This is a genomic window from Kocuria coralli (assembly GCF_008831305.1).
Classification (GTDB): domain Bacteria; phylum Actinomycetota; class Actinomycetes; order Actinomycetales; family Micrococcaceae; genus Kocuria; species Kocuria coralli.
In genome coordinates this window covers 1-17531 of the sequence record NZ_ML708634.1, presented here as the reverse complement: position 1 = coordinate 17531, position 17531 = coordinate 1, and the positions used below count along the sequence as shown (strand labels likewise).

Below are 17531 nucleotides of genomic sequence, written 5' to 3'. Positions count from 1 at the left end.
CGTCCACAGGGACTGATGCGCGATCAGGTGTCAGTTGGGGTTAGGCCGCCAGGCTGACGGTGGGGTTCATGATGGTCTCGTATTCGATGGGGGTCAATCGGCCCAGGCGGGCCTGCCGGCGGCGTCGGTGGTAGGTCCGCTCGATCCAGGTGATGATCGCGATCCGGAGATCTTCTCGAGTCCGCCACCTTCTGCGGTCCAGGACGTTCTTCTGGAGCAGGGCGAAGAAGGACTCCATCGCGGCGTTGTCCCCGGCAGCACCGACTTTCCCCATCGATCCGATGAGGTGATGGCGGTTCAGGGCGTGCACGAAGCTCCGCGCTCGAAACTGACCAGGTTCAACCAGTCGATGCAACACTGGGCTGTTGGAGCGATAGTAGCTGCTCATTGAACGCCTCAGCGGGCGTCTTCCAACCAAGGGTCTTGCGGGGTCTGGTGTTGAGTGCGTGAGCGACGGCTGCGATCTCCTCTTCGCTCCAGCGGGAGAGATCTGTGCCCTTCGGGAAGTACTGGCGCAGCAGTCCGTTGGTGTTCTCGTTCGTGCCGCGTTGCCACGGCGACTGGGGGTCGGCGAAGAAGACGGGGATACCGGTCTCGACGGTGAACCTCGCGTGAGCGGACATCTCCTTCCCACGGTCCCAGGTCAGCGATCTCGCCAGCTCGTCCGGCAACGTCGACATCGTGTTCGCCAACGCGTTCTTCATCGTGAGCGCGCCGTAGCCGGCAAGCGCGGGCCCGTTCTTCGGTGTCTCCTTGTGTCGGTAGCCCTCTTCGCGCGGAAGGTGGACCAGCATTGTGAACCTCGTGGTGCGGTCGACGACGGTGCCGATCGCTGAGCGCTCCAGCCCGATCAAAAGGTCGCCTTCCCAGTGGCCAGGAACAGCTCGGTCGTCTGCCTCCGCGGGCCGTTCGCTGATCAACGTCTCGGGCGTGACGTGGGCCCACGCCTTTCGTCGTGATCGCTCCCGAGGTGCCCGCAATGCGCGGCCAGTGCGTAGGCACCAGACCAGCTCTCTCTTCAGCGCTCCTCGTCCCTGGATGTAGAGCGACTGGTAGATCGCCTCGTGACTGATGCGCATGGACTCATCATCGGGGAAGTCGACCCTGAGACGGTTGCTGATCTGCTCCGGACTCCACGCCGTGGACCAGGCACGGTGCTTGCGATGGGGCTTGTTGTTCCCGGTGAATCGGGGTGGCTCCGGGCCCCTGACCACTGTCCCGTCCGGTGTGGTGATCTCGCCTGTGAGTCGCTCTTGGACGTATGTCCGCAACCGCGTATTGGTAAGCAGCTTCGCAGCCTTCGGTCGTCTGGCTGCGATGTCGGCCTTCCACTGCGCGACCGAGGCGCGATACTCGGACTTCCCTCCTCGAGTCGCTGCGTTGCGACGCAGTTCGCGCGAGACAGTTCCGGGGTCACGGCCTATGGCTCGAGCGATCTCGCGCACTCCTTTGTCCTGCGCCCTGAGCAGCGCGATCTCTTCGCGCTCGGCGAAGGACAAGAAGCGGCCTGTGGGGGTGAAGGCCAGGTCGAATGGCGGCATGCCGCCAGCGTTGCGGAACCAGCGCTGGCCGACCGCTTGCGCCACGCCGACCACGGCTGCGGCTTCGATGGGCAGCAGCCCCGCAGCGATCTCGGACCAGAACGCGACCTCAATATGCCGCTGGAACTTCGGGTGTCCGGGAGAGCGCAGCTTTGGTCGTATCGCTCGATCCGCTGCCTGTTGACGACGAACCATCACACACCTCCGAGGTCACGAGGTGTTGCGACGACCAGTTGAATCCGCCCTGAGATCCGCGATCCGAATGCACGATGCAACCAGCCGCATCACGACGCCGGGATACCGCGTTGTTCAGGGCGTTCACCGCGAGGCGGGCCTTCATCCGGTCGCTGATGGAGTAGCCGACGATCCGGCCGGAGAACACGTCCTTGATCGCGCAGAGGTAGAGCTTCCCCTCGCCGGTCCAGTGCTCGGTAATGTCGGTCAGCCAGAGCGCGTTGACGTCATCTGCGGAGAAGTCCCGCTGGACAAGGTCGTCGTGCACGGGCGGGCCGGGGCGCTTGCCGTTCTTGCCGCGCTTCTTGCCGAACACGGACCACCACTGGTTGTCTCGGCAGATCCGCCACGCGGTCCGCTCGCACATGCGCTGGCCAGCGGATTCCGCTTCGCCGGCGAGGAACCGGTAGCCGAACTCGGGATCGTCACGGTGGGCGTCGAACAGCGCGTTCGCCCGGTAGGCCTCGACCAGCTCGGACTCGGCGACCTGCTGTTTCCGCCAGCGGTAGTAGGGCTGGCGGGAGAGCTTCAACACCCGCAAGGACACCGCGACAGGGACCCCATCGGCGGCGAGCTCACTCACGAGCGGGTAGAGCCTTTTCCCGGCAGATTCGCCTGCGAGAGGTAGGCGGCANACGAGCGGGTAGAGCCTTTTCCCGGCAGATTCGCCTGCGAGAGGTAGGCGGCAGCGCGGCGCAGGACCTCGTTCTCCTGCTCCAGCAGCCGGTTGCGCCGGCGGAGGTCGCGCAGCTCGGAGGACTCCTCGCGGGTCTTGCCGGGCCGGGCACCGACTTCGACGTCAGCTTGGCGCATCCAGTTCGTCAGGCAGGACTCGGAGATCCCGAAGTCCTTCGCGATCGCCGAGAGCCTCTGGCCAGGTTCACGGTTCCTCGCAACGCGGACGACGTCGTCACGGAACTCCTGGGGATACGGTGCGGGCATGGTGCACATCCTTCCCTGCGGCGCTCTCCAGCGCCACAGTTCAAGTGACACCTACCCGCGCATCAGTCCCGAGTCCCCGTCCACGTCGTGCAGCGATACCTCGGCCACAAGAGCCCTGAAATGACAATGCGCTACGCTGCCACCCTCGCCGCCACAGAAGAAGCAGAGTTCCTGCGGTACAAGAAGATCGGTGCCGATGGACGTGATCTCAACATCACCCCACGCGATCTGCTGGACATCGCTCAACTCGACCAGAGAGCAGACCGTGTCCTACCCAACGGGCTGTGCATGCTTCCACCCACACAGACCTGCGACAAAGGCAACGCCTGTCTACCCTGCGGGTCCTTCGCCACAGATCGGACGCATCTTCCCGAACACCAAGCACAACGAGACCGTCTCAAGACCCTGATCTCAACCCGAATCTCCCAGTACGAGAAACGCCACGGGGAGCCCATGCCTGAAACCAACATCTGGCTAACGGGGCGTCGGCGCGAACTTGCCTCGCTGGAAGCGATCATCACCCGACTAGAACACGAACCGGACGGGGAGGCGGTGGCCGGTGCCGGTTCCAGCAACCGCACCAACCTCACCTTGGTCACCGACCCCGCACAACGTGCGGAACTGCACCATCAGCTCAAATCCAGGAGTCACCCGTGAATGAAACATCTGGTGCAGAACAACGGGCACAAGCCCTGCGTGCAGCAGCCAAGCGTCGCACCGAAAACGCGGAGAAAGCAGCCGAACACGGCATCCGCGTGCTCATCAAAGACGGCGGTCAGATCACCTTCGCCGCCGTAGCCCGCGCCTCCGGAGTTTCCACCAAGTTTCTCCACCAGCACCCCGACCTCTCCCAACAAATCAACCAACTCCGCACCCAACAAACCCAGGCCGCTGAGGCAACCTGGGAAATCCATGCGACCGGAGAATCAGCCATCATCGCAGCACTCCGAAACCAGCTGCGCACTCAGCAGGAACGCCACCGACAAGAGACCCGTGAGCTCAGGGCGCGCCTCTCCGAAAAGGAGACACAGTTGGCGATCCTCTACGGGCGACTCGAAAAGTGACTCCAAACGACAGGGAATGTACTAATTAACGTGAAAGTGGCTGGTTCATGTATCGTGATCGGGATAATCCTAATCGCATGCAGACCTTGATGTAAGGAGCATTTTGTGCAAATACTGAATGATGACCAGGTGCGCGTTTTGCAGTACGTCCATGCAGCAAACAGGGGTGGAGTGCGGCCCACGCATGAGCAGCTTAAAGAGTGGCGTCGTGCACCCGGGCGGAAACCGGCAGTTCCGGGAAAGTTGCTACGGGAGGCCATCCCGCCCACACCATCCCGAAGAGTACCAAAGACAAGCCCCTACGCAGGCGTGCTTCCGAACGTAGACTTTGGCTTTTCTAGGATCATGCTAGAGAATGCCTCATCAATCAAAGGACCTCTGGGGATGAGTTCAACATTCATGCAAGCAGCCAATGCTGCCGGCATCGTAAAACTCCCCTCAATATGGGGGTATGAAACCATCCCCGGGACCCCTGGGCGACCCGCAGAGTACGCGAAGGGAACACCGCGAGAGGGGTTCTTAGCGCACATGCTGCGTTTGGGTTGGATAACTCGAGATGAGCAGCGAACTTATGAGGTATCGGAACTGGGGCTTGCGCTGCTGCGCGGTCATGAAGCGCCACATGAAGATGAATATGATGTGCTCGTATTGGGAGGGGAAGATAAGGCGCTCGACTACAGTCGAGCCATTGATCACATCGCCGAACGTGGTCAGGCGATGATCGTTGATGCCTACCTTGACGTGCAGCAGATCAGTGACCTATTGCAGTATACAAGTGTCAACAAGTTTCTTGTAACTAATAAGCCTCGCGAAGACAGGCGCAGGCTAAAACTTGGCGTGTACTTGAAAACTTGGAAAAGGGCCAACGGGGATACAGATAAAGAACTCCGCATGGCGTCCCTCCATGACAGGTGGATCGTCGGTGACACGGATTTTCACATCTTAGGCGCATCCTTGAATGGCATCGGAAAGTACGCAACTACTCTTTGTAAGGTGCAAGGGTCTGCTGAAAGGGAGCTTCGGGCTGAAGCGCAATCGCTGTGGGACACAGCAAGCGTCATTGTCGAGGCCAATCCGGTGACTGGACCGGGACCGACTTCAGCTCCCTGACACTTGGCCGACCCGTTCACAGTTCAGCAAGCGCTCAACGCATCAACGCTGACAGTCGGGGGATACGTCTGCGTTGTCGTCGAACGGGGGCTTCCCCGCCAGTGCCCGACGAACCATTTGGCGGCCCGCCTGCCGGGCGGCCTCCCCATAGAGAGGTGTAGTCCCGGGCGTGGGAGTGAAAAGGCCATTCTCCGCGTCCGTGGCTAGCTGGTCGTAGTCAGGATCACTCATAATCTCAGTCTCTCATGTCCCACTTCGGTACCCCTGACACCATCGTCAACGGTCTATAGCAATGGGCTTCCGTAGGCGTTGACGGCCCTGAGCTACAGATAACCTGACGTGACTACCTGCTCCTATCAGCGTGTGTGCTCGGAGCGCAGCGGAGAGTACGCGCGCAACGAGGGTCCAGGGACCGGGTCCCTGGCGTAGGGGTTTGGGGGCGGCGGCAGCCCCCAAGAAGCGACCCCTCCATCAGTGACCAGGTTTCAACTCACTGGTCTAACAGCGGTTCACTTCTTGCGAAGGATCCCTGTCAGCCCGGCCAGCAGGAAGATTGTCATGACCCATCCGAACAGTTTCATACCGGTTAAAGTCCAGTTCAGCCACGTGAGCTGCGGCGTCCAGGCAGGGGCGGAGAGAGCAGCGGCAGGTGTCACGGTCGCAATGGCATATGAGATGGGTTCCAGTTCGGGATATCCCCCAACTTTGCATTGCTCGGGGCTCGCCGCAGTGACTGGTTTATCCAATGCTGGGCACTCATTCGGGGGGGAAGATTCAAGCCCGATTGAGGTGGCCTCTGGAGCTGATGTCTCACTTTCAACTGTGATGGTCGCTCTCGCGGTCGGTGCCGTTGGGACAAACCCGCCTGGGTTCATAAACGTCAGCAGCGAGGCACCTATGACAAGGGCGATAATCCATCCGACCGCCAGTAGGGGGTAGTAGCCATACCCGACTGTCGCCGCGTATAACCATCGCCACGCTCCCGATAGGGGCGGACTGTTCTTAGTGACCCGATGGGCGGCATTCCATCGAAGATGCTTTGCGCTAGATGGGTCTCCCTTGCGGTCGTATACTCTTGCGAGTTCCTCCCACGGCTGGGATGCGAAATTCGGCGCGGTGTCCAGCCAGTCTCTTGCTACTTTCCAATCTTCGGCAAGGTCGCCATGAATATCCTGCACCCGCCATCCAATTGCGGATACCGGACTCGGGTAAATAAATCCTGGTTCTGTGTACTTATCAAGTTTGGTTTTCTTTTCGAAGTCAATTACTGTGACTTCACAGAAATCGAGATTCAGGCCTCCTTCCCATGAGTGGATTCCTCCTAGATGCAGGCTATCGACAGTCGCCCTCTCCAGGTTGAGGGCGTGTCCGTGGGGGTTGGAGAGGGTCGCGTTGGTGAGGTCGAGTTGACCGGTGATTGTGGCTCCCGGGGCGCGGATCCCGCCGGTGGCGGTGAAGTGCCCCCTGGCGAATAGGTCTCCCCTGATAGTCGCCCCATCAAGGTGGAGGGCTTGGCCGTGTGGGTTGGAGAGGGTCGCGTTGGTGAGGTCGAGTTGGCCGGTGATGGTGGCTCCCGGGGCGCGGACCTCACCGGTGGCGGTGAAGTCGCCCCTGGCGAATAGGGCGCCGACAGTCACCCCATCAAGGCTGAGGGCATAGTCCTCGGGGTTGGACAGGGCCGCGTCGGTGAGGTTGAGTGCGCCGGTGATGGTGGCCGCTAGGATGCAGATCCCGCCGGTGGCGGTGAACTTCCCGCAGGCGACTATGTCGCCGTTGATAGTCGCCCCATCAAGGAGGAGGGCGTAGCTGTCGGGGTTGGACAGGGCCGCGTCGGTGAGGTGGAGTGTGCCGGTGATGGTGGCTCCCGGGGCGCGAATCCCGCCGATGGCGGTGAACTTCCCGCAGGCGAATATGTCGCCGTTGATCGTCGCCCCATCAAGGAGGAGGGCGTAGCCGTCGGGGTTGGACAGGGCCGCGTCGGTGAGGTCGAGTGCGCCGGTGATGGTGGCCCCCGGGGCGCGGAGTTCGCCGGTGGCGGTGAACCCCCCGTTGGCGAAGAGGCCGCCGTTGATCGTCGCCCCATCAAGGATGAGAGCGTAGCCGTCGGGGTTGGACAGGGTCGCACCGTTGAGCTCGAGTTGGCCGGTGATGGTGGCTCCGATGGCGCGGACCCCGCCCTCAATGGCTGTTTTGTCCAAGTTAAGGGTGCCGTCGATCATGCCATCGTCCAAGTTCAGGCTGCTGAGCCTGGTTCTGGATAGGTCCGGCCAGCGCAGATGACTTCCCTCAGCTAGGAGGCCTTCGGGGAGGAAGCAGTCTTGCAGGGTCAGTCGGTATGGGATGTTGGAGTATTGCAAGTCGAGCATGCCGTCGATCATGGCGCCGCGGATTCTCAAGCCGTGCGGATCAGCGGGCAGATCGTGGTCGAGTAACACTGTTCGTAGTGCTTCGGCTGGAACTCTGCGGTCTGCGGGCCAGTGCCCTTCGTCGTCGAGGTCGACTTCTTGCCCGTTTGCAAGGTCGACTAGTGAGCCCGTGCTTAGCGCTTCACGTAGGCGATTGACCCATTCGTCCTTGGTCGTCATGTCCTGATCATGCCGTAGTCGAACATCCGGTGCCTGTGGAATCACGAAGGTGTCCTGGGGCGAGCTGATCAACTGCATGAGGTCACTAGCTAGTTGCAGGACTACCCGTGGCATAGCACCGGCGTCCACACCGATATGGGCCTGGATAGGAGCCACGGAGGCGTGGCCAGGAACAGACCAAATCGATGGCGCGACGTGCAGGCTGTCCATCCGGACCAAGTAGTTGCGAGAGTTTTTCTCGCGTAGTCCGGGTAGTCGTGGCCGGTGAATCGGGCAGGGAAGTTCGGTACAGAGCTAGCTAGCGTTTGATAAGTCCTTGACATCCAGGGTCGGCAGGCTGCCGACAACATTGATCAGGGCTTGGCGGTCGGCACCGACGTAGATCTGGGTGGTGGCGATTGAGGCGTGCCCGAGCAGTTCCTGCACTGAGCGGAGATCTCGGGAGTTCCAGTAGGTATGGCTGGCGAAAAAGTGCCGGAGGGTATGGCCAGTCCAACCTGGGCCCAGTAGGCGGGAGAGTCTGCGGCCTATGAAGTCGGGATGGCAGTGTCCGGTGAATCGTCCAGGGAAGGCCCACCCTCCGCGTCGTTTGATCATTTCCAAGAGTGATGCCAGGACCGGGTGGATGGGGACGATTCGTTGTTGGCCGCCCTTGCCCTGAACGGTCAAGAATCCGTTCTCGATGTGATCGGCATGGACTTGGGCGATTTCGGTGCGTCTAAGGCCGGCGTAGCTGGCCAGTAGCAGCATGAGGCGATCTCGATCATCGCGAGCCCTTTTCAACGCCGCTAACAGTGTCTGTATCGGTGTTGGCCTTGGGGTGGGGCGGGGGATCGGCACACTGAGCATCAGCTCTGATGGGTTGTCGGTGCGGTAGCGGAGTAGGCGTGCCCACTCGAAGAACCGACGGACGGCGGCCCGTGCTGACCTGCGAGTGTTCGGCTTCCAATTGTGGGAGGAGGCCCAATGGAGAATCGTCTCCGCGGTGATCTCCCATGGCCCGGTGGGGTGCGCGAAGTCGGCCAGATGTGAGATCCACCAGCACCGTAGATGGATGGTCCCCGGGCTACGCCCGCCGGCTTTCAGCCACACACTGAACTCGGAAACCGCGTTGTTCCACTCCCCTGAACTAATGACCATTCATCCAGAGTCACCCCAGGTCGGATCGAATGCGAAACGCGACAGCTCTCAGACGGAAATTTGGGGATTCAATCCCGAGGAGCGGCACAGCGTGCCCGCTGTGGAGACATATGCGCATGGATCTACAGCGCCTACGAGTCGCCTGGTTCGTGCGATGTAGCTGGATACCTGGGCCCCGCGGAGGCGATGCCTAAAGCCAGCCAGAGCAGGGCGTGGCCACCTACTGCTCGAAGGTGTCGGGCTTCGCTCAGCAGAGCCCTCAACATGAGGACGACGACGGTGGACCGCTCAAACACCCTGGTCTGATAATCCATGGGTCGCGGGTTCGAGCCCCGCAGGGCCCACTCCTCATCGTTCGCCCCCGTTGTGACCAGGTCACGGCGGGGGCTTTTTCGTGCCCTAAGGATGCTGGGGTCTATTGGTGCCTTCATACCCTCTATGGCAGTGGAGCTGAGGGATACGCTGGCAGCTGGGCTACCGCGGCACCGCCCTCGGCGGCCTGTCCCGCTGAGCCCCCAGCGCACGAGCGTGGGCCACCAGTTACCAGCTGGTGGCCCACGCTCATGCTGGCATCGACGAGCCCGAGCTGTCCCGCTTTATTGATCCATACCCTTCACGCCACGGACTCTGCCGGACTCCTAGTGGTCGCACCTGAGAGCTGCTTGAACCAGGTCATCGACCGGCTTCGCATCGCGGTATTCAGCGGATTTTGGATGATCGATGCCCTCAGCGGCGAATGAGAGTGCATATCATCATCTACACAATTCATAAAGAATCGATGGATGGATGTAGCCCTGTCGTCGGCATTTCATAGGATTTCACTATGTCATTTCTTTCCCGAAGCTCGCCCCCCACCGATTCCGCGCCCGATGGGTGGATTTCGCTGCCAGCATCCACGGATGTCCTCCACGCGATCGGCGGAGGGCACAGCTTTGAGAGCGCGTTGGCAGACATCATCGACAACAGCATCGATGCCCGGGCCTCGCGCGTGCGCATCCGGTTCGTTCTCGAGGATGTCCGCCTCATCGCCGTGCAGATCCGGGACGACGGCACGGGGATGTCCGAGGAGACACTTGTCGAAGCTTTCAGACTCGGGGGGAGACGCGACTACAAAGGTACGGATCTCGGTCATTTCGGCATCGGGTTGAAGGCCGCTTCGATGAGGCACGCGAACTGTCTCAGGGTGTACTCAGCAGTCCAGACCGACGCTGGGCTGAGCGTATCGGCCGCGAGCCTGGACCCTGGGGATTCGCCCGACGGAACGCTCGGCATCCGGGTTCTCGACCGGCGCGGGGCGGAGTCCGGATACGCTTTCGGCTACGAGTCGGACCCGTCGGAATCCGGGACGGTCATCGAATGGACCGGTATCCGTGCAGCTTCTGACTCCGTTTCCCGGGGGACTCGTCAGGAATGGCTCGATCATAGACTCGAATCGACTCGTGCTTTCCTGGGCCTCGTTTTCCACCGCATGCTCGAGGCCGGCGACCTGAGGATCGAGATCGATCTGTTCGATGCCGCCGAACTCTCAGCCGGAATCCCCCGCCGCATCGAGCCTGTGAATCCGTTCGGATACCAGATAAGCGGTCACGCGGGCTATCCTCGAACCCTCGAAGGCGCGCTTCCCGACGGTTCCCCGATTGCGGCGACCTGCCACGTACTGCCACCGAAAGGCATGGACCGTGGCCTCCCCGGGAAACGGGAGGACTGGCAGGGGCTCTACGTGTACCGCAACGCCCGCCTATTGACAGTCGAAGCCGGCTGGCAGGGTCTTGCCGTCGCGAAGAGCGAACTCCGTCTCGCTCGCGTCGCGATCGATATCGCAGACAAGCTCTTGCCGTATGTGACTCCGAATCCGGAGAAGAACGGCGTGATCCTCCTGCCGGACTATTCGAACGCGCTGCAGGATGCGATCGACCCGGAATCCGGGATCTCGATCGCGGGGTACCTCGATGACTCCCGTACCGCGTGGAAGGAATCGACGAAGCGGACTACCGAGAAACCACTGACCGAGGTCTCGGGAGGGCTCCCCGCTCTGCTTCTGCAGCAACTCGGCGAATCATTCGGCTGGCGCACCGGACATGCACCCGCATCCATCGTGTGGGAGGAAATCTCGAGGGATGACATCTTCAAGGTCGATCTCGACCGACGGTTGCTGGTAATGAACTCAGCGCACGCCGAGCAGCTTGGCGGCGAAGATTCGCCGCAGGCTACCGCGATCGCGATGCTCCTCTACATCCTCGTCGAGTCCAACTTCACGCGGACTTCGCATCTGCGCGCGACGACGCACGATCACCTCGAGCAGATCGACAGAGCGCTTTTCGCGGCGCTCTACTCCGACTCCGATGGGGACACAAACGACGCACCGAGGGTTCGGAGCACACCTCCGGAAGCTCTTGCCAAGCTCCGTGCGGCTCTATCGGCTTCGGCTTTTCGCTCCACTTCAGTGCGGCCCTCTACCACCGACCAAGAAAGCACCACGAGCGATGAACCATCACTCGGCTCGGCTGAACCTGGGCTCAGCACCGAGAACGTTCCTGATGTCTTCGCGCAAGGAGATCGGACGACGGAGGAATCCTCCCCTGCAAACGCCCCCATCGCTGATGTCGCACTCCCCGATTCGTCTGCGCCTTCTTCGGAGCCTGATCGTATCCTCCATTCGCCCTGTCAACCCGGCCTGTCAGGTCCGCTCGATACTGACGACCTTGCAGCATTCGAGGCGTACTGCGACGGCGCCGGCATCGGTGAGATCGCCGCAACGCTCTGTCGAGAAAAGGCTTCGATCGCCAAGAGCCTCGCACTCGCTCTCTTCGGCGCGGAAGCCGTCGATGACGATGCCTCGCTTGCTCCGTTCCACGGTCTGCCCTACACCCCGGATGAGCGCACTCGGATCGTCACCGCCTACCGTTCGGGCGGAAGCGACTCGGTCGTTAAGATCGCGCGCGACAACCGTCGCACGCCGCTGGCGATCGCGTGGCTTCTGCTCGACAGCCCGAAACGTCCAGTAGTGGTAGACAGACGCGTCAGGAAAAATGTACGACGCCGGTTGAAGACGAATAGCGCTACAGGTTTGAATCAGATTTCTTAACTGTTCACCGGCTATGTCCGGATGCCTTGGTCAGCGCTTCCTCGATCATGTCGGCGGCGTCGGCGGGCGGCATGTGTTCCCAGACCCTTACAACACGCCATCCACGGTCTTTGAGCTCGGCATCCGTCTCACGGTCGCGCTCGATGTTCCTTGCGAGCTTCGGCAGCCAGTAGCCCGTGTTGGATTTAGGATAGGTGGCGTGAATGGGGCAACCGTGCCAGAAACAGCCGTCGACGAATACGGCGACGTGCTTGCGAGTGAACACGATGTCGGCGCGCCTTCGTGGACGCTCCGTCAACGGCGCGTAGTCGACTCGGAAGCGCAGCCCGCGCCTGTGGAGTTCTGATCGGACTGCGAGCTCCGGTCGGGTGTCACGACGCCGATTTGAACGCATTGATCGAGAGGTGCCTGCGGACACCTCGCCCCGGACTGCGTTGCTCATTGCGTTTTCAGAACTTCTTGATAATTGCGCCAGCGCCGCGTTTCCGCACGGTGAACCCTATACGGCCGCGAGGAGCTGCCTCCTTCGGTAAGGCGAAAGAGAACAACGTCGCGATGTCCTCGGGCGCGGTGGGATCCGGCAGCAGCCCGGGGTCTCGTTCCGCGTCGTCCGCAGGGTCGGCGGCGAACGTGAGGAGCAGCGCCCCTCGGGTCCGAGTGCTGAGCTCCTCTGCTGCTGGCCCCCCGTATGCGTCAGTGTTCCCTGCAATACGCTCGATCGCACCACGCTGGCGGAACGAGCTGCCGGAGAACCCCGGACGGTCTAGACGCCGTTTGCGTTCAAGGACTGGAATCTCGACGTCTCCGACGCAGCGGATCACCGGAGACTTGCCGAGGTACGGCACGAGTACTGCCCAGTCTTCAAGCGTCCTTGCACTGATCGCCTGCTTCATCATCTCGATAGATGGCCTGAAGTCAAACCCTGGTACCCACTCGAATTGCCCCAGGCGTTCGATCATCTCCTCGGCGCTGACGATCATGACTCGTGCTCCGAACGACTGTCGACGATTCCGTGTTGAGTCGTAGTATCCGAACTCCCGCATCGGCCCCAGCTGTCCGACCCAGTCGGCGACAGCCTCGAAATGGGCCCGGTTCCAGCGACCGTCTCCACGCTCCGGCTGACGCGGGAAGTCCTTGAGGCTGCCGCCCTCGCCCATGAACTGCAGCTCCGCGTTGTACATCTTGTTCGGGCTAGTCGGTTTCAGCCACGGAAGCTGCTGGAAGACCATAGGAGGCACATCGATCGGCCGCACCATCGGTTCCCCGTCGTCATCGAGACCATCGAACTCCCTGAGCTGCTCCCGGAACTCTTCCTCGTCCTCGACGATCGCCTGGAAGGCTTCATAGAGGTCGTATCGTTTGGTTCCACGACCGGTCGGGACGTTCCGGGCGATGTAGAGGCGCACAAGATCCTCGTATCCATTCCGGTACCCGAACCAGCGCCCCATCTGCATCAGACTGTCTGCTTGGAGCGTGCGTCTGCGGTAGTAGGTAACAGTAAGCCCTTCGATGGTGAATCCACGGCTGAGCTTCGCGCCACCGACCAGGATCCGCCAGACGCGCTGGGAGTCGAAATCGACCTGCTGGTATTCGTTCTCCTTATCTCCGTTCACGATGACGACGGGGCTCAGCGCGATCGTGATGAGGTTCAGGGCTTCTCCGATGAAGGGAACGAGCTCCTCGAAGTCAAATGGAAGCTGCTGCCCCCACTCCCGGGCGTTCGTGACCACGCGAAAATCAGACTCGAACAGCTTTTCCATCACGGCACGGCCCTGCGGAGATGAGAAGCCGGTGCTGTGCCAGATTTTGACGATCCGATTGGCGAGTTCCCGATGCTCGATCTGCTTCACGGACTCGTGCACGAGCATCGTGTGGTGCTTCGCATTCACGTCGTCACCGCGCGATTCCCGCCAGAGCTTGATGGCGCCGGTGAGTACGAACGCTGAGAGAGCTTCTCTTATCTCGCTCTCCTCCTCGAGCCTGGTCTCGGCTACCAGGTTCCGCACATACGCGGCCTCGTTCGAGTAATGGGGATCCTGCTTGAGGTCCATATCGTGAGGTTTGAGATCGTGGAACTTGCTCCCGCCCATGTAAGCATTCGGCGGCGTCAAGCTGAGAATGAAATCCTTGGGGAAGATATCCTCAGAGTCGTCCGGCGACACGAACACATTCGCGAACGGGGTGGCGGTGTATCCGATGTACTGGCCGCGCTTCAACTCACCCAACAGCTCGGAGATGAGGCCGTTGATGGCTGTGCGGTCCTTTTCCAAGGACTTAGCCTTCGAAGGATTGATGGTGTTCACCGAGGCCTGGTCCGCCTCATCATCGATGATCAGGGCTGGGATCTCATCGAGCCTGGCGGTTACGTTCCGCAGATCCTGCACGAGCTTCGTCAGCACCGTTTTGTTCTTCTTCACAACCACCATGCGGACGTCGGTGTCGTACAGGTTTTCCTCGGCCCAGACCTGTTTGTGCGGATTCCGCAGCTCGTTCCCGCTGCGGAAATCGAGTGCGCTGAGTCCTGCGCGGAGGCTCTTGTAGTCGAAGCCTTTTCCCGTAAGTCGCCGGATGGCCGGGATCTCACGAGTCGTACTGAAATCGATTCCGTGCTCGACGAACTTCCCAGCAGTCCAATCGGCATCCGAGTCGCCCGCGTAGTCGATATCCTCGATCGCATTGAAGTCGTTCTCGTCCCGACCGCCGAGAATGTTTTCCTTTCCGATGAGCTCCATATCGAGCCGGCGCTGGGTCTGCGCGCGCAGCAGTTCGACGGTACCGGTGAGCACGATGATCAGGCGGTATCCGGCATCGATGGCCTTCGCGACGACACCGGTGAAGTTGGCGGTTTTGCCGCTTTGTACATGGCCGACGACGAGCCCTTTGGCCTGGTACGGTATCTCGGCCACGGGATCCGCGAGCCGGGAGACCACATTCGTCGTAGCAGTATCGATGGAAGTGACACCCGCGCCGACTTTCTTCCGGAGGAGCTTCTCGTACTGCTTCCAGTAGAACGAATGCGCCCGCTGACGTTCCGGCGTGTACCAAGGGTCCCACTCGGGATCCTGCAGGAACACATCGTGCGAGAGCACCGGGGGGAGCGCCGCGTTGACCCGCTCTGCGGCAGCTTTCGAGAAGCCGAGAGCTTCGAGCACACGTGCCCGGCGATGCCACGTAGCGGGCTCGGTGCCGCTGGCCCACTCGGCGTCCGGCGCGGCATCCCATCTGCTGAGTGCGAGATGGAAATCCGTGCGCTCCTTGGAATTGGTGTTGTCGTCGGTGAGTATAGCGATGAGATTTTCCTCGTCGATGTCTCGACCCGATTTCCTCAATACATATGCGACCTCGGAAAGCAACGGCTCGGGGCCGTACTCGTCCATTCCGCCGAGCGCCTTGACAATCGCCCTCGTGTACTCGTGCTCACGAATCACTGCTGCTCCTCTCGCAGTATCCCGATAATTGCGACGGAGGCGTTGAAGCTTCGATCGCTGTAACATCGATACGGTATACGGCACCTACGACAAGCTCAGGTCGTTGCACGATCGACGCGATCCCCTCGTGCGTGATCGCGGGAAAATCGATATCGACCAGATATACTCGTGGTTCGCTGCGCGCGAAGTACCCCTGCGTATAAAGATCGGCTGCGGTGCGCGGATCCCAACCCAGCGAAGCGAGATGCTCATCGAACACTCGAGCAGAACTGTCGAGCATCGCGCGAACCTTGTTCACCCGTTCGGGAAGGGTCTGCCCTTCGGAGGCCGCCCCGGCTGCAGTCACCTGGACGGAAACGAGGTACAGCGGCCGTGCTGGCGAGGGCGCGAGCTGCCCGAGACCACCGATAACATGTGCCCTCGTCTCGTTACGCGTCGTCTTGACTTCCGCGTCGAAGTCCGGAAGTACGAAGTCGTGCTCCTCGTTCTCGGGGCCGAGCCATGATGAGGTCGCGGCTTCCTCCCCGAGTTCGGCGACGAGATGTGCGAAGAGCCCAAGCTCCCCGAAGAGCCCGATCTCCTGGTCTTCGCTGAGCTTCCAACGCTTGGTCAGCAGCTCCTTGAACGTCGCGAGGGACTCGTCGAGCGCGTGCTTCAGAGGACGGCCCGCCTCGAGCTGATCGACGACAGACATAACCAGCGAGTATGCCTCGTAGGCCATCCCGGATGCGTCGACGGTGAGCTCCGCCCAGACGCCGGATTCGCCCGGCTCCTCCACGACTTCGAATGCGAGTCTGCGGTAAGCGCCGGTCTCTGGATAGGACCCCGCATCCGGCGTGCGGAGCACGAGCCTAGACGCTCGTGGGTCGATGATCATTTCGCAGCGGGGCATCTCCGAGAGCACGTGGCGCGTCTCGACCTCGGCGCGCATGTAACGGTCCAATGTCTCTACAGTGAACTCTCTTTCGCGCTCATCGCTCATCGTGGGACCTCCCTCCGTGGGCTCGGAGGCCGAGTTCCTCGTTCATGAGTCCCTCCCGCACTTGCAGCTCGCTGCTCGGAACGCAGGAGAGCTCCGGCTGCGTCGCTGGCCTTGTGCTCGTATTCACTGTGACCGAGTCTATCCGTGACCTGTTGCATATCCTTGTGCAGGTGCACGTCTATGGTCGTCGCCGGCGCGGCGGCCACGAGTGTCCCATGGGCCGGCTAGGATCTATGTCCATGACAGGTAGTAAAATACGCGTTCTCGACCTGTTCGCAGGTGCCGGGGGTCTGACTGCTGGTTTCCATGCTGCTTCCGACCGATTCCGGACGGTTTCTGCAGTGGAAATGGACCCGTCCGCCGCTGCTTCCTTCGAGACCACGTTCGGTGAGGGGATCGTCTTTACCGGCTCCATCCAGGACTGGTTGAGCGCGGACCGCGTTCCAGACGGTGTCGATGTGGTCGTAGGAGGGCCTCCCTGTCAGGGATTCTCCACGCTCGGCAAGCAAGACGTGGAGGACAAGCGCAATTCGCTCTGGGAGCAGTACGCGAGAACTCTGACTCTCGTTCGCCCTAAGTACTTCGTCGTGGAGAACGTTGCGGCGTTCGCGAAGTCCACCCAGTTCCAGCAGTTCGTCGATGCCACGCGTTCCGGTGGTTCGCTTCAGGACTACGCATTCGAGCATGACATCTTGAATGCCGCCGACTTCGGTGCGCCTCAAGCCCGCAAGCGTGCGCTCCTTATCGGGCATCACCGAGATCTCGCGTTCCCGGGTTTCCCCACGGCTACGCACTCTGCAACGGGGGTTGAAGGGAGGGAGAAGCACGTGACGGTCTCCCAGCGGTTTGCTCATGTGCCGAAGGCGCCTGACCGTGATGAGGTGTTCGAGGAGCGGCGTCTGGAACTGGATGGTCGGGTTTTCCCCGGAGCATTCGCGCCCAGGGACCTCCACTGGAGCCGGAATTACGAAGAGATCTCCTTGAATCGATTTGCGAATATACCGAAAGGTGGAAACCGTTTCGATCTGCCGGCAGAACTGCAGGCGCCGTGTTGGAGAAGGCATATTTCCGGATCCGGCGATGTCATGGGTCGCCTGCGGGGCGACCGGCCCTCAGTCACGATCCGAACAGAGTTCTTCAAGCCGGAAAAAGGGCGCTACTTGCACCCGACCGAGGATCGAGCCATCACGCACTATGAAGCGGCGCTCCTTCAAGGGTTCCCGTGCACGCATCGTTTTGTGGGATCGAAGTCTGCGATCGCCCGACAGATCGGTAATGCAGTGCCCATCCCCCTGGGGCGAGCAGTCGCTGCGCAGATCGAGCGCGCAATTTAGTTTTCTCGCCTTCATTTCCATATGATGTTTATGTAGATTCAGAGTACTATTATGATTGGCGGATTCAAGCGGTGGGCGCAAGGAAC

General features: G+C 61.1%; 13 protein-coding genes and 1 pseudogene. 5 read left to right on the top strand and 9 right to left on the bottom strand.

What is annotated here, in order from left to right; all coding sequences use genetic code 11:
• Positions 1-40: 40 nt before the first annotated feature.
• The 4 genes and pseudogenes from FCK90_RS14435 to FCK90_RS16040 all read right to left on the bottom strand — a co-directional run.
• Positions 41-331 (bottom strand): annotated as a pseudogene (locus FCK90_RS14435) (integrase core domain-containing protein); the annotation flags it as partial.
• A 7-nt stretch (positions 332-338) separates the two neighbouring features.
• Positions 339-1736, bottom strand: coding sequence for an IS30 family transposase (locus FCK90_RS14430; RefSeq protein WP_181954335.1), 1398 nt, complete (start codon positions 1734-1736; stop codon positions 339-341).
• Positions 1651-2358, bottom strand: a complete 708-nt coding sequence (locus tag FCK90_RS15455; RefSeq protein ID WP_181954334.1) for a DDE-type integrase/transposase/recombinase — start codon at positions 2356-2358, stop codon at positions 1651-1653. The genes FCK90_RS14430 and FCK90_RS15455 overlap by 86 nt, the downstream gene beginning before the upstream one ends.
• A gap of 52 nt (positions 2359-2410) precedes the next feature.
• Positions 2411-2717: transposase (locus FCK90_RS16040; protein ID WP_425481716.1), on the bottom strand; the 307-nt coding region annotated here is incomplete at its 3' end.
• A gap of 120 nt (positions 2718-2837) precedes the next feature.
• On the opposite strand from FCK90_RS16040, the gene FCK90_RS14415 reads away from it, so the two are divergent.
• From FCK90_RS14415 to FCK90_RS14405, 3 genes are all read left to right on the top strand, one after another.
• Entirely contained in the window at positions 2838-3374 is a 537-nt protein-coding gene (locus FCK90_RS14415) for a hypothetical protein (RefSeq protein ID WP_158035007.1), read from the top strand.
• Positions 3371-3781 (top strand): DUF6262 family protein, encoded by a 411-nt coding sequence (locus FCK90_RS14410; protein WP_158035006.1) that lies wholly within the window; start codon positions 3371-3373, stop codon positions 3779-3781. The genes FCK90_RS14415 and FCK90_RS14410 overlap by 4 nt, the downstream gene beginning before the upstream one ends.
• 384 nt (positions 3782-4165) lie before the next feature.
• Positions 4166-4891 (top strand): hypothetical protein, encoded by a 726-nt coding sequence (locus FCK90_RS14405; protein ID WP_158035005.1) that lies wholly within the window; start codon positions 4166-4168, stop codon positions 4889-4891.
• Positions 4892-5400: 509 nt separating this feature from the next.
• On the opposite strand, the gene FCK90_RS14400 is transcribed toward FCK90_RS14405, so the two are convergent.
• Together FCK90_RS14400 and FCK90_RS15810 are read right to left on the bottom strand one after the other, a co-directional pair.
• Complete coding sequence (locus FCK90_RS14400; protein WP_158035004.1) at positions 5401-7476, bottom strand: translocation/assembly module TamB domain-containing protein; 2076 nt, start codon at positions 7474-7476, stop codon at positions 5401-5403.
• Between the two features lie 294 nt (positions 7477-7770).
• Positions 7771-8325, bottom strand: a complete 555-nt coding sequence (locus FCK90_RS15810; protein ID WP_281347460.1) for a tyrosine-type recombinase/integrase — start codon at positions 8323-8325, stop codon at positions 7771-7773.
• Positions 8326-9439: 1114 nt separating this feature from the next.
• On the opposite strand from FCK90_RS15810, the gene FCK90_RS14390 reads away from it, so the two are divergent.
• Complete coding sequence (locus tag FCK90_RS14390; protein ID WP_158035002.1) at positions 9440-11701, top strand: ATP-binding protein; 2262 nt, start codon at positions 9440-9442, stop codon at positions 11699-11701.
• A gap of 4 nt (positions 11702-11705) precedes the next feature.
• On the opposite strand, the gene FCK90_RS14385 is transcribed toward FCK90_RS14390, so the two are convergent.
• The 3 genes from FCK90_RS14385 to FCK90_RS14375 are packed head-to-tail and all read right to left on the bottom strand — an operon-like array spanning position 11706 to position 16111.
• Positions 11706-12143 (bottom strand): very short patch repair endonuclease, encoded by a 438-nt coding sequence (locus FCK90_RS14385; protein WP_158035001.1) that lies wholly within the window; start codon positions 12141-12143, stop codon positions 11706-11708.
• Positions 12144-12150: 7 nt separating this feature from the next.
• Positions 12151-15129, bottom strand: a complete 2979-nt coding sequence (locus FCK90_RS14380; RefSeq protein WP_220433353.1) for a Z1 domain-containing protein — start codon at positions 15127-15129, stop codon at positions 12151-12153.
• Positions 15119-16111 (bottom strand): PD-(D/E)XK motif protein, encoded by a 993-nt coding sequence (locus FCK90_RS14375; protein WP_158035000.1) that lies wholly within the window; start codon positions 16109-16111, stop codon positions 15119-15121. The genes FCK90_RS14380 and FCK90_RS14375 overlap by 11 nt, the downstream gene beginning before the upstream one ends.
• A 239-nt stretch (positions 16112-16350) precedes the next feature.
• On the opposite strand from FCK90_RS14375, the gene FCK90_RS14370 reads away from it, so the two are divergent.
• The gene (locus tag FCK90_RS14370; protein ID WP_158034999.1) at positions 16351-17445 is read left to right on the top strand and encodes a DNA cytosine methyltransferase; all 1095 of its coding nucleotides are present in this window, start codon (positions 16351-16353) and stop codon (positions 17443-17445) included.
• The last annotated feature ends 86 nt before the right edge of the window (positions 17446-17531 follow it).

Bases quoted from the DNA above. Each gene is read 5' to 3' on its own strand.
- FCK90_RS14400 (WP_158035004.1), bottom strand. From the start codon at position 7,476: ATGACGACCAAGGACGAATGGGTCAATCGCCTACGTGAAGCGCTAAGC.
- FCK90_RS15810 (WP_281347460.1), bottom strand. From the start codon at position 8,325: ATGCTCAGTGTGCCGATCCCCCGCCCCACCCCAAGGCCAACACCGATA.
- FCK90_RS14370 (WP_158034999.1), top strand. From the start codon at position 16,351: ATGACAGGTAGTAAAATACGCGTTCTCGACCTGTTCGCAGGTGCCGGG.
- FCK90_RS14415 (WP_158035007.1), top strand. From the start codon at position 2,838: ATGACAATGCGCTACGCTGCCACCCTCGCCGCCACAGAAGAAGCAGAG.
- FCK90_RS14385 (WP_158035001.1), bottom strand. From the start codon at position 12,143: ATGAGCAACGCAGTCCGGGGCGAGGTGTCCGCAGGCACCTCTCGATCA.
- FCK90_RS14405 (WP_158035005.1), top strand. From the start codon at position 4,166: ATGAGTTCAACATTCATGCAAGCAGCCAATGCTGCCGGCATCGTAAAA.
- FCK90_RS14375 (WP_158035000.1), bottom strand. From the start codon at position 16,111: ATGAGCGATGAGCGCGAAAGAGAGTTCACTGTAGAGACATTGGACCGT.
- FCK90_RS14430 (WP_181954335.1), bottom strand. From the start codon at position 1,736: ATGGTTCGTCGTCAACAGGCAGCGGATCGAGCGATACGACCAAAGCTG.
- FCK90_RS14390 (WP_158035002.1), top strand. From the start codon at position 9,440: ATGTCATTTCTTTCCCGAAGCTCGCCCCCCACCGATTCCGCGCCCGAT.